Annotated in this window: 18 protein-coding genes; 10 read left to right on the forward strand and 8 right to left on the reverse strand. The window is 69.4% G+C overall.

Annotated features, from left to right (window positions below; translation table 11 throughout):
• Position 1: 1 nt before the first annotated feature.
• Complete coding sequence (locus WBG79_RS22425; RefSeq protein WP_337359466.1) at positions 2 to 931, reverse strand: branched-chain amino acid ABC transporter permease; 930 nt, start codon at positions 929 to 931, stop codon at positions 2 to 4.
• A gap of 458 nt (positions 932 to 1389) precedes the next feature.
• Between WBG79_RS22425 and WBG79_RS22430 the strand changes: the two genes are divergently transcribed.
• Positions 1390 to 1902 carry a flavin reductase gene (locus tag WBG79_RS22430; RefSeq protein ID WP_337359467.1) on the forward strand — a complete coding sequence of 171 codons (513 nt, stop codon included), beginning with the start codon at positions 1390 to 1392 and terminating at the stop codon, positions 1900 to 1902.
• 18 nt (positions 1903 to 1920) lie between these two features.
• Here the strand turns inward: WBG79_RS22430 and pcaB are convergent, their stop codons facing one another.
• The gene (gene pcaB, locus WBG79_RS22435) at positions 1921 to 3291 is read right to left on the reverse strand and encodes a 3-carboxy-cis,cis-muconate cycloisomerase (protein WP_337359468.1); all 1371 of its coding nucleotides are present in this window, start codon (positions 3289 to 3291) and stop codon (positions 1921 to 1923) included.
• Positions 3292 to 3464: 173 nt separating this feature from the next.
• Between pcaB and WBG79_RS22440 the strand changes: the two genes are divergently transcribed.
• Genes WBG79_RS22440 through WBG79_RS22455 form a run of 4 tightly spaced genes read left to right on the forward strand, consistent with a single transcriptional unit; the run spans position 3465 to position 6325 of the window.
• The gene (locus WBG79_RS22440) at positions 3465 to 4394 is read left to right on the forward strand and encodes an AAA family ATPase (protein ID WP_337359469.1); all 930 of its coding nucleotides are present in this window, start codon (positions 3465 to 3467) and stop codon (positions 4392 to 4394) included.
• Between the two features lie 59 nt (positions 4395 to 4453).
• Positions 4454 to 4696 carry a ribbon-helix-helix domain-containing protein gene (locus WBG79_RS22445; protein WP_337359470.1) on the forward strand — a complete coding sequence of 81 codons (243 nt, stop codon included), beginning with the start codon at positions 4454 to 4456 and terminating at the stop codon, positions 4694 to 4696.
• Complete coding sequence (locus tag WBG79_RS22450) at positions 4677 to 5021, forward strand: type II toxin-antitoxin system RelE/ParE family toxin (RefSeq protein WP_337359471.1); 345 nt, start codon at positions 4677 to 4679, stop codon at positions 5019 to 5021. Before WBG79_RS22445 ends, WBG79_RS22450 begins: the two co-directional genes overlap by 20 nt.
• Entirely contained in the window at positions 5018 to 6325 is a 1308-nt protein-coding gene (locus WBG79_RS22455; protein ID WP_337359472.1) for a vWA domain-containing protein, read from the forward strand. The genes WBG79_RS22450 and WBG79_RS22455 overlap by 4 nt, the downstream gene beginning before the upstream one ends.
• Here the strand turns inward: WBG79_RS22455 and WBG79_RS22460 are convergent.
• Entirely contained in the window at positions 6286 to 7287 is a 1002-nt protein-coding gene (locus tag WBG79_RS22460) for a DMT family transporter (protein WP_337359473.1), read from the reverse strand. The genes WBG79_RS22455 and WBG79_RS22460 overlap by 40 nt on opposite strands.
• 192 nt (positions 7288 to 7479) lie before the next feature.
• Here WBG79_RS22460 and WBG79_RS22465 point away from each other — a divergent pair, with 192 nt between their 5' ends.
• Positions 7480 to 7821: a c-type cytochrome gene (locus WBG79_RS22465; protein WP_337359474.1), complete on the forward strand. Its 342-nt coding sequence runs from the start codon at positions 7480 to 7482 to the stop codon at positions 7819 to 7821.
• A gap of 49 nt (positions 7822 to 7870) precedes the next feature.
• Here WBG79_RS22465 and WBG79_RS22470 read toward each other — a convergent pair whose 3' ends face one another.
• Complete coding sequence (locus WBG79_RS22470; protein ID WP_337359475.1) at positions 7871 to 9469, reverse strand: multicopper oxidase family protein; 1599 nt, start codon at positions 9467 to 9469, stop codon at positions 7871 to 7873.
• 254 nt (positions 9470 to 9723) lie between these two features.
• Here WBG79_RS22470 and WBG79_RS22475 point away from each other — a divergent pair, with 254 nt between their 5' ends.
• Positions 9724 to 9873, forward strand: a complete 150-nt coding sequence (locus tag WBG79_RS22475) for a hypothetical protein (RefSeq protein WP_337359476.1) — start codon at positions 9724 to 9726, stop codon at positions 9871 to 9873.
• 5 nt (positions 9874 to 9878) lie between these two features.
• On the opposite strand, the gene WBG79_RS22480 is transcribed toward WBG79_RS22475, so the two are convergent.
• From WBG79_RS22480 to groES, 3 genes are all read right to left on the reverse strand, one after another.
• Positions 9879 to 10400, reverse strand: a complete 522-nt coding sequence (locus tag WBG79_RS22480; RefSeq protein WP_337359477.1) for a hypothetical protein — start codon at positions 10398 to 10400, stop codon at positions 9879 to 9881.
• Positions 10401 to 10887: 487 nt separating this feature from the next.
• Entirely contained in the window at positions 10888 to 12528 is a 1641-nt protein-coding gene (gene groL, locus WBG79_RS22485; protein ID WP_337359478.1) for a chaperonin GroEL, read from the reverse strand.
• Positions 12529 to 12572: 44 nt separating this feature from the next.
• Complete coding sequence (gene groES / locus WBG79_RS22490) at positions 12573 to 12887, reverse strand: co-chaperone GroES (protein ID WP_337359479.1); 315 nt, start codon at positions 12885 to 12887, stop codon at positions 12573 to 12575.
• 354 nt (positions 12888 to 13241) lie between these two features.
• Here groES and WBG79_RS22495 point away from each other — a divergent pair, with 354 nt between their 5' ends.
• The 3 genes from WBG79_RS22495 to cueR all read left to right on the forward strand — a co-directional run bounded on the left by WBG79_RS22495 (position 13242) and on the right by cueR (position 15608).
• Positions 13242 to 13523, forward strand: coding sequence for an usg protein (locus tag WBG79_RS22495; protein ID WP_337359480.1), 282 nt, complete (start codon positions 13242 to 13244; stop codon positions 13521 to 13523).
• Between the two features lie 515 nt (positions 13524 to 14038).
• Positions 14039 to 15160, forward strand: a complete 1122-nt coding sequence (locus WBG79_RS22500) for an acyltransferase family protein (RefSeq protein WP_337359481.1) — start codon at positions 14039 to 14041, stop codon at positions 15158 to 15160.
• A gap of 55 nt (positions 15161 to 15215) precedes the next feature.
• Entirely contained in the window at positions 15216 to 15608 is a 393-nt protein-coding gene (gene cueR, locus WBG79_RS22505) for a Cu(I)-responsive transcriptional regulator (RefSeq protein WP_337359482.1), read from the forward strand.
• Positions 15609 to 15623: 15 nt separating this feature from the next.
• On the opposite strand, the gene WBG79_RS22510 is transcribed toward cueR, so the two are convergent.
• Positions 15624 to 17849 carry a putative bifunctional diguanylate cyclase/phosphodiesterase gene (locus WBG79_RS22510; protein WP_337359483.1) on the reverse strand — a complete coding sequence of 742 codons (2226 nt, stop codon included), beginning with the start codon at positions 17847 to 17849 and terminating at the stop codon, positions 15624 to 15626.
• Positions 17850 to 17955: the final 106 nt, after the last annotated feature.

Consider the following 17955-nt stretch of genomic DNA (forward strand, 5'->3'; position numbering starts at 1 on the left):
GTCAGACCTTCTCGACTTCGGGTTTGCCGAGGATGCCCTGCGGCATGAAGATCAGCGTGATGGCGAGGATCGAGAATGCCGCCACGTCCTTGTAGTCGATGGTGAAGTACTCCGACCAGAAGGCCTCGATGAGACCGATCAGCAGTCCGCCGATGACGGCCCCGGGCAGCGAGCCGATGCCGCCGAGCACCGCCGCCGTGAAGGCCTTCACGCCCGGGTTGAACCCGTCCGAGAAGCTCACGACGCCGTAGTAGGTCATGTACATGGTGCCCGCGACCGCGGCGAGCGCGGCGCCCATGACGAAGGTCAGCGAGATGGTGCGGTCGACGTCGATGCCGAGCAGCGAGGCCATCTTGCGGTCCTGCTCGCAGGCGCGCTGGGCGCGGCCGAGCGGCGTCTTCTGCACGAGATACCAGAAGGCGGCGAGGAGCACCGCGGTGACCACCATGATCATGATCTGCTTGTAGGAGATCGTGACCGAATAGGCCGGGCTCTCCACCACCACGATGACGTCGCGCAGGATCGGCGGGACGGGCTTGTTGCGCGGGCCCTGGGTGACCTGGACGAAGTTGACCAGGAAGATCGACATGCCGATCGCGGAGATCAGCGGGGCGAGCCGGAACGAGCCCCTGAGCGGCCGGTAGGCTATCCGCTCGATGGTCCAGTTCCAGAGCGACGTCAGCAGCATCGCCACGATCAGCATCATCAGCAGCACGACCACCACCGAGCCGATGCCGAGCCAGATCGTCACCACCAGATAGGTGATCAGCGCGATGAAGGCGGAGACCATGAAGACGTCGCCATGGGCGAAGTTGACCATGCCGATGATACCGAAGACCATCGTGTAGCCGATGGCGATCAGGCCGTACATGGATCCGAGAGTGACGCCGTTGATCAGCTGCTGCAGGAACTGTTGGAACAATACGTCCATCCGGTCCGACGCTCCCATGGCCCGGCGGCTCGCCATGAGCCCACCGCAGGTCTGCTGCCCGATTTTCGCCATGCTTTAGCAAGCGGCCGGGGGGCAGACAATTCCCTTCGGGGTTCGACGGCTACAAAAGAGGAATCCTTTCTGCTGCCGTCGAGACGCGAGAATATTCCTTTCGAGCCGCGGGGAAAGCCTCATTATCGTTCCTCGCGCGTGAAATCTCGGTGCATCAGTGGGCAGACTGCCCTGACGGAGGGCCCTTCGAGTGCGGGGCGCGGCCGGCCGCACGGGGCGGTCTACGGCGAGCTTTTTCCGCAGCGGGCGGCCCGGAGCGATTGCCTTCGCGGCGCCGGCATGGTGAGTGGCCGCGATCCCGCGCCCGGGAGCGGCATGGACAGGACGACCGCCGCCCCTATCTGAGGGACTTTGCCGCAAGGCTCCGAGGAAAGACGACGTCGACCATGAACCCGCTGCTTCCCGCCGACGAGGCGGCCGTCGACGGCAAGCTGTTCCGGGACGCCATGAGCCGGATCGGCGCGGCCGTGCACGTGGTCACCACCGACGGACCGGCGGGCCTCGCCGGCGCGACCATGACGGCGGTGGCCTCGGTGACCGACCGGCCGCCGACGGTGCTCGTCTGCCTCAACAGGGGCGCGGGCGCGAACGCGGCCATCAAGGCGAACGGCCTTTTCTGCATCTCGACCCTGGCGGCCGGGGACGAACGCATTGCCGAGACCTTCGCGGGCCGGGGCACCCTCCACGGCGAGGACCGTTTCACGCTCGGCACGTGGTCCGTGCTGGCGACCGGCGCGCCGGCGCTCGACGGGGCGCGCGCGGTGCTCGACTGCCGCCTCGTCGAGGCGACCGAGGTCGGCACCCACACGGTTCTATTCGGCGAAGTCGTGGCTGCCCGGCTCGGCGGGACGGGCCCGGCGCTCGCCTATCTCGACCGCGGCTATCGCATCCTCGCCTGAGAGGGCGTCGCCTGCGGCTCAGCCGCGGTCGCGGGCCTCGTCCCAGGCGGCGAGCGCGCGGTCGATGAAGGCGTCGGTCATGCCCAGGTAGGCGGCGGGATCGAGAAGCTCGGCGATCTCCTCGGGCAGCAGCCGGAGGGCGATCTCGCGATCCTCCAGAAGTGCATCCTCCAGGTGGACGTCCTCGGCGACGGCGCGCGCCACCGCGGCCTCGGCCAGCCGCCGGGCCTCGGTGCGGCCGACCCGCTCGGCGAGACGGACCGTCAGGGCCTCCGTCATCACGAGGCCCCGCGTCGTCTCGATGTTGGCGCGCATGCGCGAGGGGTCGACCTCCAATCCGGAGAGCGCCTTGCCGAGGTTGACGAGGGCGCCGTGGGTGGAGACGAAGAGGCGGGGCAGGGCGCGCCACTCCGCGTGCCAGGCGCCGGCCGCGCGCTCCTGCTCCTGCACCATGGCGCCGAGCAGGGCCGGCACGGCGGCGATCGCCTCGGCGGCGGCGGCGCGCGCCGCCACGAGGTGCACGGGGTTGCGCTTGTGCGGCATGGCCGAGGAGCCGCCCTTGCCGGGCGCCGCGCCCTCCAGGACCTCCGCGACGTCGGAGGCCATCAGCGCCGCCAGGTCGCCGGCGATCTTGCCGACCGCCCCGGCCGCGAGGCCGAGACCGCCGGCGAGCGCGGCGATCCGAGTGCGGTCTGTGTGCCAGGGGAGCGGCGGCAGGGGCAGGTCGAGGATCTCCGAAAGGGCTTCGGCGACGTTGAGGCCGTCCGGGCCGAGGGCCGCCAGGGTGCCGGCGGCGCCGCCGAACTGGAGGGCGACGGCCTCGCGCCTGAGGCGCAGGACCTCGCCGCGGATGCGCCCCACCATGGCGAGGTAGCCGGCGAGCTTCAGCCCGAAGGTGACCGGGACGGCGTGCTGCAGGAGGGTGCGGCCGATCTGAACCGTGGCGCGGTGGTGGTCGACCAGGTTGGCGAGCACCTCGCCGAGGCCGGTGACCTCCTCGGTCAGAAGGTCGAGACCCTGGCGGACCTGCAGCATCGTGGCCGTGTCGATCACGTCCTGGCTGGTGGCACCGAGGTGGACATGGTCGCGCGCCGCGGGGGCGACCGCGGCCTGAAGGAGCTTGACGAGCGGGATCGCCGGGTTGCCGGCGAGCATGGTCTCGGCGGCCAGGCGCGGCAGGTCGAAGCGGTCCGGGTCGGCGGCCGCCTCGATGGCGTCGGCCGCCTCCTCGGGCACGAGGCCGAGCTGGGCCTCGGCGCGGGCGAGCGCGGCCTCGAAATCGAGCATGGCGGCGATGCGGGCGCGGTCGGAGAAGATGCGCGCCATCGCGGTCTCGCCGAAGAGCGGGCCCAGGAGATCGGCGACGCCGTCCGAATCGTGCTCCATCATGCGGATCGTCCCCCCGTCGAGAGAGTATCGCCCGGGCCGTCTCGGAAAAAGGGCGGAGACGGCCGGATTTGCGGCGGGCCGGCCGACGCTATACCTAAGGGACGGCGGAAGACCCGGGCGGAGCGCCTCGCCGGGGGCGTGCGCGAGGCCATCAGCAGGACACAAGGGACCCCATGACAGAGACGGCGAGCCCGCGGGCGCTGCCCGCATCGATCGACGAGACGCTGGCGCTCCTGCAGGGCGCGGGCTACGTGGCGGACCGGGCGCTGGCGACCGTCCTCTACCTCTCGCTGCGGATGAAGCGCCCGCTGTTCCTCGAGGGCGAGGCCGGCGTCGGCAAGACCGAGATCGCCAAGGTGCTCGCCGCGACGCTGGGGCGCAAGCTGATCCGGCTGCAGTGCTACGAGGGCCTCGACGTCTCCACGGCGGTCTACGAGTGGAACTACCCGGCGCAGATGGTCGAGATCCGCATGGCCGAGGCCAGCGGCGCGGTCGACCGGGGCGAGCTGCAGGCGAACGTCTTCTCCGAGCGCTACCTCATCAAGCGGCCGATCCTGCAGGCGCTCGAGCCGGACATCGCCGGCCCGCCCATCTTCCTCATCGACGAGCTCGACCGCGCCGACGAGGCCTTCGAGGCCTTCCTCCTGGAGGTGCTGGCGGACGCGCAGGTCACGATCCCCGAACTCGGCACGATCCGGGCGCCGGAGCCGCCCATCGTCGTGATCACCACCAACCGGACGCGCGAGATCCACGACGCCCTGAAGCGGCGCTGCCTCTACCACTGGGTCGACTACCCGGACGCGGCGCGCGAGACCGAGATCGTGCGGATCAAGGTTCCCGGCGCGCCGGAGCGCCTGTCCGCCGAGGTCGTCGCCTTCGTGCAGGCCTTGCGCGGCATGGAGCTCTTCAAGGCCCCGGGCGTCGCCGAGACGCTCGACTGGGCGACGGCGCTGACCGAACTCGACCAGCTCGCGCTCGACCCCTCGGTGGTGTCGGACACGCTCGGGGTCCTCCTCAAGTACCAGGACGACATCGCGCGCATCCAGGGCAGCGAGGCACGGCGGATCATCGAGGAGGTCCGCACCGGCGCGCGGCGGGGGTGAGGTGCCCTCACGGCGGCGCATCGTGCTAGGCTGTCTGACGAGCGAGGAAAGGCGGATCTATGACCATCCCTCTCGAGCCGAAATGGCAGGCCCTGGCGGAACAGCTGGTCGGTGCCGGACGGTTCCCAACGGTCCAGGCCGCCGTCGACGCGGCCTTCGAGATCCTCAAGGAGGAGCAGGACAGGCTGGATGTCGTCCGCTCCCAAGTCCTGGCCAGCGAGGCCGAGGGCGGCTCGGTGCCAGCGGACGAGATCCTGGCCGACCTCCCCAGATTGTTCGACGATGGCGAGGACGACCGCTGACGTGCGGCCCGTCGCGTTCCGGACGGCAGCACGGCGGGATCTCCGCGACATCGCGCGCTACATAGCACGGGAGAGCGGCAGCCGGGCGACCGCAGAGGCCTTCGTGGGCAGACTTATAGGGCATTGCTTTCGGCTCGCCCGGCTCGAGGCCACTGCCGGTCGAATCCGGGCCGACATCGGGCCGGAGTATCGCAGCACGCCGTTCGGCCGCTATGTCATCATCTTCCGCTACGACGGATCAACTTTCCTGGTGGTCGCGATCCTGAGCGCCTATCGGGACTTGAGGCCCGTCGTCGTTCGCCGGAACGACAGGGATCCCGAATGACACCCAGCCAGACCCCCTCCGACCCTTCCGCAGGCAAGCTCGCCGAGAACATCGTCCTGTTCGGGCGGGCGCTCCGGGCCGCCGGGATGCCGGTCGGTCCGGCCTCGGTGGTGGACGCGATCCGGGCCGTGGAGGCGGCGGGGATCGGGTCGCGCGAGGACTTCTACTGGACGCTGCACGCGGTGTTCGTCACCCGGCGCGAGCAGCGGCCGGTGTTCGACGAGGCGTTCAAGCTGTTCTGGCGCAACCGCGGGCTGGTCGAGAAGATGCTCCAGATGCTGTCGCCGGTCGCCATGCCGGCGCAGCCGCCCGCGCCGCCGAAGGCCGGGCAGACGCGGGTCGCCGCCGCCTTCCGGCAGGAGCGCGAGCCCGCCAAGGTGGTCGAGCAGCCGCAGATCGAGATCGACGCGCGCTTCACCGTCTCGGACCGCGAGATCCTGCAGCGCAAGGACTTCGCCCAGATGACCGCGGAGGAGATCGCGCGCGCCAAGGAGGCCCTGAAGCGGCTCGTGCTGCCGCTCGACCGGGTCCAGACGCGGCGGCTGGTGGCGGCGCCGCGGGGGCGGCTGATCGACCCGCGGCGGACGCTCAGGGCCTCGCTCAAAGCGGGCGGCCAGATGATCGCGTTGCGCTACCGGGCCCGCAAGGCGATCCACCCGCCGGTGGTGGCGCTCCTCGACATCTCCGGGTCGATGAGCCAGTATAGCCGGATCTTCCTGCACTTCCTGCATGCCCTGGCGGAGAAGCGGCGGCGGGTCACGATCTTCCTGTTCGGGACGCGGCTCTCCAACGTCACGCGGCAGCTTCGCATGAAAGACCCCGACGAGGCGCTCGCAGCCGCCTCGGGTGCGGTCGCCGACTGGTCGGGCGGCACGCGGATCGCCACCGCGCTTCACGCCTTCAACCGGCTCTGGTCGCGACGGGTGCTGTCGGGAGGGCCGATCGTGCTCCTCATCACGGACGGGCTCGAGCGCGACACCGACGAGGACCTGGGGCGCGAGATGGAGCGGCTGCACAAGTCGGCGCGCCGGCTCGTCTGGCTCAATCCGCTGCTGCGCTTCGAGGGCTTCGAGGCGCGGGCGCGCGGGGTGCGGCTCATGCTGCCGAACGTCGACGAGTTCCGGCCGGTGCACAATCTCGACTCGATCGCCGCGCTTTGCCGGGCGATCTCGGGGGAGGGCGGCGGCGGGCGCGCCACGGACCCGCGGCTCTGGCTCTCGCGGGCCAGGTCGGCGGCGGCCCGGGCCGCGCCGGCGCAGGACTTCTACGGCAGCGACGGGCCGTCGTCCGACCGGCGGTCCTGAGGGGCGGCCCCGGCCTGCGGCCGGGGCGGAGAGGGGAGCGGGGGCGGCCCCGGATCCGGCTTGCGGCGGGCGTTCTCGCGGATCGTGTAGGTGGCGGATCCGACGATCAGGACGGCCCCGAGGGCGGTCTGCACACTCGGCACCTCGGCGTAGTAGAGGTAGCCGACCACCGACATCATGACGAGGCGGACATAGTTGAGCGGGGCCAGGGCCGAGGCCTCGCCGAGGCGCAGCGCCATGGTGAAGAGCCATTGGCCGGTGACGAAGACGAGGCCCATGCCGAGGAGCACCAGGCCCTCGCGCCAGGTGGGCGTGACCCAGGACAAGCCGGCCAAAGGCCCGACGATCACCAGGACGATGAGGCCCTGGTAGAAGATCACGGTGCCGGTGCCGTCCGATCCGGCCCCCATGCGCAGGGTGGTGACGGTCGCGGCGCCGAAGAAGGCCCCCGCGAGGGCGATGAGCGCGTAGGGATCGAGGCCGGCGCTGAAGGGGCCGAGCATCACCATCACGCCGGCGAAGCCGACGCCCGTGGCGGACCAGCGCTTGCGGCCGACCTTCTCCTTCAGGATCAGGGCGGCGAAGATGGTGATGAAGATCACCTCGGCGAGTTGGATCGCGGTCGCGTCCGCGAAGGGGATGTGGACGACGGCGGTCAGGCCGCAGCTCATGGCCCCGATGCCGGTCACGCCGCGGGCGATGTGGAGCTTGGCGTTGCGGGCATGCGTGATGGCATAGCGGGTCCGGAAGAAGACCGGCGAGAGCAGCAGCATCGCGATGATCTGGCGGAGGAAGATGATCTCGATCACGGGCAGCCGCTCGGCGGCGACCCGGACGAGAATGCTCATCACCGTGAAGGTGCCGAAGGACCCCATGATCAGGATCGAGGCCGCGAGGTTCGGCGGCAGAGCCCGCCAGCCGACGCGGAGCCCGCTCAGCCGGTCATGATCGAGGATGCTCACGGGGGTCCGCCCTGTTGCCTCGCCGGCATCGCGGGCGAGGGTCGTCTTTCGTCGCATGCAACGTCGCGGATCGGAAGAGGCAAACTGACAGGGCAGTCATTCCCGAGGCCGGCGCTCCGTTGATCCTCGTCAACATTCCGGCCCACTCTCCGTGCCAAAGTCGATTCGGGTCGCAACGGGAGGAGGTCAGCCATGGTGCCGAACCGGAAGACGCTCGCCGGGCTCGTGTCGGCCGCCGTCATGCTCGCCGCGACGGGTGCCGTTGCGCAAGACCGCGACCGGGAGCTGCGCGGCAAGGAGATCGCCGAGGCGGCCTGCTCGCCGTGCCATGCGATCGGCAAGCAGGGCGCGAGCCCCAATCCGGCGTCGCCGCCGTTCCGGACCCTCGGCCAGAAGTATCCGGTCGAGTCTCTCGAGGAGGCGCTCGCGGAGGGGATCCTGGTCGGCCATCCGGGCATGCCGCAGGTGCGGATGTCGCCGGAGGACATCGGCGCGTTCCTGGCCTACCTGAAGACGGTGCAGGTCGAGAAATAGGGCCGGGCCTCCGCGCTCCCGCAGCCGAAGCGCGACTGGCCGGGCCGGGTCAGGTCACCGTGAAGGTGCCCATCATGCCGGAGTCCTCGTGCTCGAGGACGTGGCAGTGGAACACGAAGGGCGCCGTGCGCGGGGCGGGCTTCGTGAAGGTGACCAGCAGGGTCGCCGAGTTCTCGACGAAGACGGTGTCCTTGACGCCCCGGTTCCAGATCTTCGGGATGCCGCCGTCCTCTGACAGGACGCGGAACTGGACGCCGTGGATGTGGAACGGGTGTCCCATCTCGGGGGAGACGACCTCCCAGATCTCCGTGGTCCCGAGCTTCACCTCCTCGTCGATGCGCGTCGGGTCGAAGGACTTGCCGTTGATCGCCATGGCGGGGCGCTCGACGGCGTCGCCCGTGCCGTCGTGCTGGCCGGGGGCTTGGTGAAGGTGGGCGGCCGAGGCGGACATCGGACGCCCGCCGCGCAGCTGGAGCCGGAAGTTGCGTGTGCGGACCGATGCGGCGCGATCGGGCTCGGCCAGGGCGGCCAGAGCCGCGGGCAGCTTGGCGGCCGGCTTGTCGTCCTTCTCGGTGTGGAAGGCGCAGAGGCGCACCGGGGTGGAGATGACGTCCGGCATGCGCATGGCGCGCAGGCCGACGCGGTGCTCGTGCTCGTCGGGTGTCGTCATCAGGGCGGTGCCGCCGTCCGCGAAGTCGACCAGGATTTCGGCGCGCTCGCCGGGCGCGAGCGAGATCGTATCGGCGTCGACGGGGGCGGGCAGGTAGCCGCCGTCGGTGGCGATCAGCTTGAAGGCGCGCTCGTCCTCCAGGTACAGGCGGTAGACGCGGGCGCTCGAGGCGTTCAGCAGGCGGAGGCGGACAAGGCGCTGCGGCACGGTCGCGACCGCGTCGAGCGTGCCGTTGACGACCATGCGGTTGCCGCGGAAGCCGTGGTCGAAGACGCCGGCGTTCTCCTCGTAGCGCGGGGCGCCGCCGTCGTCGAAGACCCGGTCCTGGAGAACGAGGGGAATGTCGTCGACGCCCCAGGCGGACGGCAGGCCGAGCCGCTCGTCGGAGCCGTCGTCCACGATCAAGAGACCGGCGAGGCCGTCGTGCAGGTCGGCGGCGACACGCCCATGCACATGGGCATGGTACCAGAGCGTGGCGGCCGGCTGGTCGATGGGCAGGGCGGCCTCCCAGGTCCCGCCGGGGGCTACGCCGGGGTGGCTGCCGCCGTCGGCCTCGCCGGGGACGAGGAGGCCGTGCCAGTGCAGGTTGGTCGGGCGGTCGAGGCCGTTGACGAGGCGCACGCGCGGGGTGGTGCCGCTCTTCACCTTGAGGGCCGGGCCGAGGTAGCCGCCGCCGTATCCGGCGACCGGGACGGGCTTGTCGGGCACGAAGGCGTGGGAGCCCGGGCCGGCCTTCAGTTCGTAGACCTCGCCGTCCGGCAGGGCGACGATCTCGGGGATGCGCAGCGGCTGGCCGTCGGGCCGCTTGGGCAGGGACGGCGGCGCCTTGGCGGCCTCCTCGCTGCGCGCCTTGCGCCTGGACGAGCGCGTGGAGGCGCTGCGCTTCGGGCTGCGCTTCCGGGCTGCCATCGCATCGGTCGCGACAGCGGTGCCGGCGGCGGCGAGACCGAGGAGTAGCAGGCGTCGGGTCAGTTCCATCGAGACCTCTGGTTGGGGAGCCGTCGGTCGGCCCTCGGGCCTCGCCGCCTCGTACGAGGCGTGGCGGCGGATCGGGCGCCGGGGCGGGCAATGCAGCTGGTATTCCGAAAAACGCGGGAGGGCGCAAGCATCTGGCGGTCGAGGGGCGGCGGGGCGTCGCTGAACCTTGCGTGAATGGGCCGGTCAGCGTCGCTCCAGGTGCGGCGGGTTACTCAGACCGGAACAAGGATAGAGCCGGCTCCGAGGTTCCCGCGATGAGCAAGATCATTCCTGCCCTTCTTCTCGCCGCCATGACGACGGCGTCGGTCGTCTCGCTCGGCCAGGCCAGGGCGACGGGCCTGGCCTATGCCGGGCCGGAGGGGGGTCCGGCGCGGGCCGCTCCCGTGGCGATCGCCAGCCGCTGACAGGCTCAGTCGAGGCTGCAGGCCCAGATCGTGCGCACCTTGGTGGCGTAGCGCGCGTTCGGATAGCCGTCGAAGAAGCCGGCGACCAGAAGCGTCTCGCTCTCGCCGGGCATCACGGTGCCGGCGGCCGTCATCACGGTGTCGCGCAGGTCCATGGTCTGCGCGACGATCTCGATCTCGCGGATCACCTTGCCGGGCAGCGGGTTCCTGACGTCCCACGTGAAGGCGTTCGACTGGACCACGTAGGAGGGGCTGGCGCCGCGCACCGCCCTGAACTCGTCGAGGGACAGGGGTTCCGGCCGGCAGGACTCGACGCGGCGGCGGACCGGGTCCGCGACCCGGGCGAGCGCCTCGCCCTCGCAGAGGTCGCGGCAGCGGCGCATCTCGAAGCGGATGCGGTCGTCCGGGATGGCGCTATCGGTTAGGCGCGGGGCCAGGCACTGGCGGAAGCAGGTCTCCGCGGCGGCGGGCATCGTGCCGCCGATCAGGAGCAGAAGGGCGGCGGCGGTCAGGTGGGGCTCTTGCATGGCGGCGTCTCCGGGGCGGGCCGGACGGTTACGCGTGAGGCGCCCGTCCGGATGCGCGGACCACGCCGCAGCCCGGGGCCGGGTTCCAGGGCCGTCGCGGGAGCCGGGCCCTGAGCGGGCATTGCAGCGAGGCTCCGCGACCCGCAGGGGCAGGGCGGAGGATGCCCACGGGGACGCGGTCCCCGGTTCCCACCCTGTTTCATCAATAGAAATACAAATGCCGTGCGACGACATGCCCCTGAAACAACGGGGCCCTAGATTGAGATCACAGGACGGCTGCGGCTTGCGCCGAAATTGAGGCCCGACCTGGAAGTTTTGATCTGCACGGCCGTTCCGGAAGTCGGATTCGAAGATCGAAGGCCCCGTTCGTCGGGCCATTCACGGGGGGCGTGGCGGTTGCCGCGCCCTTTCTTTTTGCGCCTCTGCGGCAAAGAAAGAGGGCGCCGGATCGCTCCGGCGCCCCTTGTGCTCGTTTCCGATCGGTCGATCAGAAGTCCATGTCGCCCATGCCGCCGCCGGGCATGCCTGCCGGCGCGGCGGAGGCCTTCTTGGGCTTCTCGGCGACCATCGCCTCGGTGGTGATCAGGAGGCCGGCCACGGAGGCGGCGTCCTGGAGCGCGGTGCGCACGACCTTGGCCGGGTCGATCACGCCGAACTTGAACATGTCGCCGTACTGGCCGGTCTGGGCGTTCCAGCCGAAGGCGCTGTCCTTGTTCTCGAGGATCTTGCCGACCACGATGGAGCCGTCGTCGCCGGCGTTGATGGCGATCTGGCGGGCCGGCGACTGGATCGCCTTGCGGACGATCTCGATGCCGGTCTTCTGGTCGGCGTTGGCCGGGGTGAGGGCGGCGAGGGCGCCGAGGGCGCGGAGCAGGGCGACGCCGCCGCCCGGCAAGACGCCTTCCTCGACCGCGGCACGGGTTGCGTGCATGGCGTCGTCCACGCGGTCCTTCTTCTCCTTCACCTCGACCTCGGTCGCGCCGCCGACGCGGATCACCGCGACGCCGCCCGCGAGCTTGGCCAGGCGCTCCTGGAGCTTCTCGCGGTCGTAATCCGAGGTGGTCTCCTCGATCTGCGCCTTGATCTGCGACACCCGGGCCTCGATCTCCTTCTTGGAGCCGGCGCCGTCGACGATCGTGGTGTTCTCCTTCTCGATCATCACGCGCTTGGCGCGGCCGAGCATGTCGAGGGTGACGTTCTCGAGCTTGATGCCGAGGTCCTCGGAGATCACCTGGCCGTTCGTGAGGATTGCGATGTCCTCGAGCATGGCCTTGCGGCGGTCACCGAAGCCCGGGGCCTTGACGGCCGCGACCTTGAGGCCGCCGCGGAGCTTGTTGACGACGAGCGTGGCGAGCGCCTCGCCCTCGACGTCCTCGGCGACGATGACCAGCGGCTTGCCCGACTGGACCACCGACTCGAGCACCGGCAGCATGGCCTGCAGGCCGGAGAGCTTCTTCTCGAAGATCAGGATGTAGGGATCCTCGAGCTCGGCGCGCATCTTCTCGGAGTTGGTGACGAAGTAGGGCGAGATGTAGCCGCGGTCGAACTGCATGCCCTCGACGACGTCGAGCTCGGTCGTCAGGCTCTTGGCTTCCTCGACCGTGATGACGCCCTCGTTGCCGACCTTCTGCATCGCCTCGGCGAGGAAGCGGCCGATCTCGGTGTCGCCGTTGGCCGAAATGGTGCCGACCTGGGCGATCTCCTCGTTGGAGGTGACCTTCTTGGCGCGGGCCTTGAGGTCCGCCACGACGGCCTCGACGGCGAGGTCGATGCCGCGCTTCAGGTCCATCGGGTTCATGCCGGCGGCCACCGCCTTGGCGCCTTCCTTGACGATCGCCTGGGCGAGCACGGTCGCGGTCGTGGTGCCGTCGCCGGCGAGGTCGTTCGTCTTCGAGGCCACTTCGCGCACCATCTGGGCGCCCATGTTCTCGAACTTGTCCTCGAGCTCGATCTCCTTGGCGACGGTGACGCCGTCCTTGGTGATGCGGGGCGCGCCGAAGGACTTCTCGATGACGACGTTGCGGCCCTTGGGGCCGAGCGTCACCTTGACGGCATTGGCGAGGATGTCGACGCCGCGCAGCATCTTGTCGCGCGCATCGACGGAGAATTTCACTTCCTTGGCAGCCATGGCTGTTCTGCTCCGATTGTCTTGACGTATCGCGGGTCTGTCGCTCAGGCGGCCTTCTTGGCCGATGCGGTCGCCTCGACGATGCCGAGGATGTCGCTCTCCTTCATGATCAGGAGATCCTGGCCGTCGATCTTCACCTCGGTGCCGGACCACTTGCCGAACAGCACGCGGTCGCCGGCCTTGACGTCGAGGGGAACCAGCTTGCCGGTCTCGTCGCGCGCACCGGGCCCGACAGCGACGACCTCACCCTCCTGCGGCTTCTCCTTGGCGGTGTCCGGGATGATGATCCCGCCCGCGGTCTTCTGCTCGGCCTCGAGCCGGCGGACGACCACGCGATCGTGCAGGGGACGGAATGCCATGTTTCTTGCTCCTCCGATGGACGGGGCTTCGCTCGTTCCGAACGCCCCGATGGGTCGATGGACCGTGTCCCTCGTCCCGTGCCTCCCATGGCCCCGGGGAGGGGACACGCGGCTGTGAGTTAAGCGGGCGCCAGACGGGCTTCAAGGGGGTCGGACGAATTTTTTTGGCACTCACGTAGGGAGAGTGCCAGCCGGAGCGGAGCCATGCGGGCCACCGCCCGCGCGGTCTGGCAGCAGTCTCGGCGCCATGCTGCTAAGTCTCTGAGGCGGAACAATAATTTAACGATTCGGGTCTTGCATGGAGGGAGCGGTTTTGCTCTCCTTGGGACAGAGCTTGGTGAAGGGAGAAGCTCCATGCCGGAAAGACGGGTCGACGACGCCTTCCGCCTGCAGATGGAAGGATACGGACTGACGACAGCCAACATCCTCTATCGCATGCCCGACCATCCCGCGATCCTTCAGACATACATTTGGCAGGACTACGACCTCGCTCCGAAATTTCCGGAGCTCGAACGATTCCTCGACTTCTGGAACCGCGAGCTGGACGGCCCGATCTTCAAGGTCGAGGTCGCGCACCAGCGGCTCGTCCGCCCGGGCGAGTGGCGCGCCGTGAGCGGGCTCTTCAAGCTGCACTGATCCCGGCGGTCGACGAGACGGCGGGACCGGCGCGACGGGCTCGCCGACGCGCGGCGGGCCTGTGCCGCGTCGCGTCCTCCACGTCCTGGGCGGACCGGCCCGGAGCCCTTCTCGCTCTCCCGGATGGGACACGGCTCTGCGGCCTGCCGGAGCGCACTCCGGTCCGCCTTGCGGAAGCCGCCGGCGCCGAGGCGCTCCCGACATGACCCCGCAGGCATTTCGGGCCGGGTAACCTTTCCCGCCATAAACCTTAATGTGTGAAGTGCAGGCCAGTTGCCGCGCGCGGTTATGCTTTGATCTTGAAAGATCCACGACCTCTTTCTACTCTCGACAGGGGAATGGGCGGCCCGCGCAGTCCCGGTGTCGTGCGTTCCTATAAGAATTCTTGAATACCATTAAGCATGTTTGAAAGACACCTGTGCAAAATCTCGGCATTCCGACTCCTCCCAGCCGGCCGGACCTCGTCCCGGCCGTCCTGTGCCGTTGCGGCGCTGCGTTGAATTCGGGGGCGAACCATGCATGACGAATTCAACAAGAGTGCCCACGGGCTGCGCGGCATCGCGGCGCTCATGGTGTTCTACGCCCATATCTTCGGAGGGTCGGCCGAGCATATCTACGCCCAGTCCGAGGCCTACGTCTCCGCCGTGGCCGCGCCCTGGAGCGTCGGCGTCTTCGGCGTCAATCTCTTCTTCATGATCAGCGGCTTCGTTATCTGGCCGAGCATCGTCCGCTACGAGCCCTGGGACTTTGCCAAGCGCCGCTTCGTCCGCATCTACCCCCTCTTCCTGGTGCTGACGATCCTCTTCATCGTCCTCAACGGGATGACGAACGCCTACCCGAAGCTCAACAATCTCGGGACGATCATCCCGGCCTTCTTCTTCCTGGACCTCTACACGCATACGGACCAGCTCACCCCGAACGCGTGGAGCCTGACCTACGAGGTCCACTACTACGCGCTCGCCTGCCTCGCCTATCACTTCATCGCCCGGCGCTTCCACCCGCTCGGGGCGGCGCTCGCCGGCCTGGCGTGCATCGGATTCCTGTTCGCCTTCCCGATCACCTTCTACTTCATCGGAGGCGTCCTGGTCCGGACCGTCTACGACCGTCAGCTGATACGCTCGACGCTGCTCGTGCGGACGGTCGAGGTCGTCGCCTTCCCGATGATGATCTGGCTGGCGAGCCTCGGGCACGTCGAATATGTCTGGGCGCGCTTCGCCGACGGCTTCGTGCCGCTGAGGATCTACTTCTCGATCCTGTATTTCTGCTGCGCTGTGCAGCCCGGCAGCCTGACGAGCTTGCTCCTGCGCAACAAGGTGGCGGCCTACCTTGGAACCGTCAGCTACAGCCTCTACCTCGTGCATCCCTACACGTATTACGCGACCCGTCTCCTGTTCAAGAAGTTCGGACTGTTCACGCCCGATATCGCGCTCTCCATGACCACCTTCGCGCTGGTGACCACCGCCGTGACCATTCCGCTCACGCATCTCTTCTGGCGCACCTTCGAGACCATGCCCTACAGGATCATCTTCGGTCAGTGGGTCTACCGCGACCAGGCACAGGAACGGCCGCCGAGGGGCATCCTTGGCCTCTTCAGGGGAATTGGACGCCGCTCCGCGAGTCCGACCGTCACCCCTTGACCTTCCCGTGGCGGGAACCCTTATCTCCGGACGACCGCATCCGGAGACCCCTCCCATGAACATTGCCGCTGCCGCCGAAAAGGCCGGGCTGACCGCAAAGGCGGTCCGCTACTACGAAGAGATCGGGCTCCTCGCCGCCCCGCGCCGCGCCAACGGCTACCGCGACTACGGCCGGACGGAGGTCGCCAAGCTCCAGTTCCTGGCGCGGGCGCGGGGACTCGGCTTCTCGGTCGAGGACTGCCGCCAGCTCCTCTCGCTCTGGGGCGACGCCCACCGGGCCTCCGCGGACGTGAAGTCGCTCGCCGAGCAGCGCATCCGTGAGGTCGAGGCCAAGATCCGCGAACTGCAGTCCCTCAAGCGGACCCTCGCCACCCTGGTCTCCGCCTGCCACGGCGACGAACGCCCCGACTGCCCGATCATCGAGGACCTCGCCGGCCACGCGCATTGAGGCGGGCTGAAGCCCTCACGCCACCGCGCGGAAGCGGTCGTTCAGCGGGCGCTCCAGGAACTTGGCGACTTCGGCGGCTGGCATCGGCTTGGCGCAGAGGTGGCCCTGGACGGCGCTGCAGCCGGCGGCCTGGACGAAGCGGAACTGGCCGAAGGTCTCCACGCCCTCGGCGACCGTCTCCAGGCCGAGCTTGCCGGCCAGTTCCACCATGGAGTGGACGATGGTGGCGACCTCCGCGGAGGTCTCCAGCTTGGCGACGAAGCTGCGGTCGATCTTGATCGTGTCGAAGCGGAAGCGCGACAGGTAGTTGAAGCTCGACTGGCCGGAGCCGAACTCGTCGAGCGCGATGCCGACGCCGGCGGCGCGCAGCGTCTCGATCGCCGAGATGGCCACGTCGGCGTCGGTCAGCAGGATGTTCTCGGTGATGTCGACCTGCAGGCGGTCCGGGTCGAACCCCTCGTCGGCGAGGATCGCCAGGAGGTCCGCCGCGAAGGTCGGCTGGCGCATCTCGATCGGCGAGATGTTGACGGCCAGCTTGATGCCGGGCCAGCGGTGGGCGTCGCGGGCGGCGCGGTGCAGGATGAAGGCGCCGATGTCGCGGATGAGGCCGCATTCCTCGGCGATCGGGATAAACTCGCCGGCCGAGATGCGCCCGCGGGTCGGGTGGTCCCAGGCGACGCGGGCCTCCACGCCGACGGCCTTCATCTCGGCGACGGAGAAGAAGGGCTGGTAGAGCACGGTCAGGCGATTCTCGGTCAGCGCGGCGCGGAGGTCCTGGCGGAGGGACTGGCGCTTGCGGTGACCGTCGTCCATGTCGGGCTCGAACAGGAACCAGCGGCCGCGGCCGCCACCCTTCGCCCGGTAGAGCGCCAGGTCGGCCTTGTGCTGGATCTCGGCGCGGTCGGTGCCATCGACCGGCGCGATGGCGCAGCCGACGCTCGCGGCCGGGTAGATGGTGCGCTCGCCGAAGGACACAGGACGGGCGATCTCGGCGACGATCTGCGACAGCCGGTTCTCGACCTCCTGGCGGGTCGGCGCGGAGCGGATCACGAGGCAGAACTCGTCGCCGGAGATGCGGGCCGCCGTATCGCCGTCGCGCGCGATGGCGGCGAGGCGCCGGCCCGTCTGGCGGATCACCTCGTCACCCGCCTGATGGCCGAGCGTGTCGTTGATGTCCTTGAACTTGTCGAGGTCGACATAGACGATCGCGGTGCAGCGCTTCGGGTCGGTGGCAGCCTCCGCCAGGGCCTCCTCGATGCGCTGCCCGAGCAGGACGCGGTTGGCGAGGCCCGACAGGGCGTCGTGCAGGGCGGCGTAGGTGGCGCGCGCCTCGCTGTCGGCGAGTTCGCGGGTGCGGCGGTTGAACTTGCGGACGACGACGAGCGCGAAGGCGACGAACAGGGCCATGGCGACGAGGAGCAGGGGCGCCAGGTGCTGCATCATCTGGTAGCCGGGCTGATGGGGGCGCCAGAGGAGGAAGCCGAGCGTCTCGCCGGCCGTGCTCTTCACGGGGATCGCTGCGCGGCCGATCTCGTCGTCGTCGGACGCGGGCGGGCGGAACCGGAGGTCCGGAAGCACGAAGCGGCGAGCGAGCCGCTCCAGCATGTCGCCGGCGACGAGCCGTACACTCACCACGATCGTCGGCGGAATGGTCTTCTTGGGAACCTTGCCGTCGTCGGGGACGATCGCGACGGCCGCGACGATCGCGGCCTGGCCGGTCACCTGCATGACGGCCTGCTCGCGCAGGACCTTGCCGACGATCTGCTCCGGATCGTCGCCGCCGGCCGGCCGGTGGGCCGCCTCGGCCACCTGCAGGCGGAGGCGGTCGATGACGGGGGAGACGTCGGCGAGGATGCCGCGCAGATCCTTCGGATCGGTCGAGCGGCCGGCGATGTGGCCCTGCAGGACCGTGCGGGCGGGGGAGACGACGAGCACGATGTCGTGGCGGTGGTCGCGCCAGAGGCGGTCGCCGAACACGCGCTCGGCGAAATCTGGCTCGAATTTTAAATGCGTGCGGCGGTAGACCTCGTCGGAGATGGCCGTGCGCTGGATGTCTACGGCGATCTGGTCCTGCTCTTGTTCGAAGCCGTTCCAGGCGAGCCGGACCTGCCGGGCGACGGCGAGATCGTTCGACTGCTGCGCGGTCCAGGCGGCGGAGATCGACAGGAACAGCATGGTGCAGGCGACGAGGGCGGCGATCGACTGCACGACGGACGCGTCGCCCGTCGCCCTGCCGAACACACTCCGGATCCTCTCAAACAGCATCGCCCGTGAAGCCCGCCATCCTGCGTGCCCGATCATGGGGCAGGGGGCGTTGCGGACGGGTTCAGCCGGGCCGGCGGATTTG

Origin of the sequence: Prosthecomicrobium sp. N25 (genome assembly GCF_037203705.1) — a bacterium.
Lineage (GTDB): Bacteria > Pseudomonadota > Alphaproteobacteria > Rhizobiales > Ancalomicrobiaceae > Prosthecodimorpha.

Coding starts and splice junctions, on each gene's coding strand:
- groES (WP_337359479.1), bottom strand. CDS start 12,887: ATGGCATTCCGTCCCCTGCACGATCGCGTGGTCGTCCGCCGGCTCGAG.
- WBG79_RS22480 (WP_337359477.1), bottom strand. CDS start 10,400: ATGCAAGAGCCCCACCTGACCGCCGCCGCCCTTCTGCTCCTGATCGGC.
- WBG79_RS22440 (WP_337359469.1), top strand. CDS start 3,465: ATGACAGAGACGGCGAGCCCGCGGGCGCTGCCCGCATCGATCGACGAG.
- pcaB (WP_337359468.1), bottom strand. CDS start 3,291: ATGATGGAGCACGATTCGGACGGCGTCGCCGATCTCCTGGGCCCGCTC.
- cueR (WP_337359482.1), top strand. CDS start 15,216: ATGAACATTGCCGCTGCCGCCGAAAAGGCCGGGCTGACCGCAAAGGCG.
- WBG79_RS22470 (WP_337359475.1), bottom strand. CDS start 9,469: ATGGAACTGACCCGACGCCTGCTACTCCTCGGTCTCGCCGCCGCCGGC.
- WBG79_RS22455 (WP_337359472.1), top strand. CDS start 5,018: ATGACACCCAGCCAGACCCCCTCCGACCCTTCCGCAGGCAAGCTCGCC.
- WBG79_RS22445 (WP_337359470.1), top strand. CDS start 4,454: ATGACCATCCCTCTCGAGCCGAAATGGCAGGCCCTGGCGGAACAGCTG.
- WBG79_RS22475 (WP_337359476.1), top strand. CDS start 9,724: ATGAGCAAGATCATTCCTGCCCTTCTTCTCGCCGCCATGACGACGGCG.
- WBG79_RS22430 (WP_337359467.1), top strand. CDS start 1,390: ATGAACCCGCTGCTTCCCGCCGACGAGGCGGCCGTCGACGGCAAGCTG.
- WBG79_RS22450 (WP_337359471.1), top strand. CDS start 4,677: ATGGCGAGGACGACCGCTGACGTGCGGCCCGTCGCGTTCCGGACGGCA.
- groL (WP_337359478.1), bottom strand. CDS start 12,528: ATGGCTGCCAAGGAAGTGAAATTCTCCGTCGATGCGCGCGACAAGATG.
- WBG79_RS22425 (WP_337359466.1), bottom strand. CDS start 931: ATGGACGTATTGTTCCAACAGTTCCTGCAGCAGCTGATCAACGGCGTC.
- WBG79_RS22500 (WP_337359481.1), top strand. CDS start 14,039: ATGCATGACGAATTCAACAAGAGTGCCCACGGGCTGCGCGGCATCGCG.
- WBG79_RS22495 (WP_337359480.1), top strand. CDS start 13,242: ATGCCGGAAAGACGGGTCGACGACGCCTTCCGCCTGCAGATGGAAGGA.
- WBG79_RS22465 (WP_337359474.1), top strand. CDS start 7,480: ATGGTGCCGAACCGGAAGACGCTCGCCGGGCTCGTGTCGGCCGCCGTC.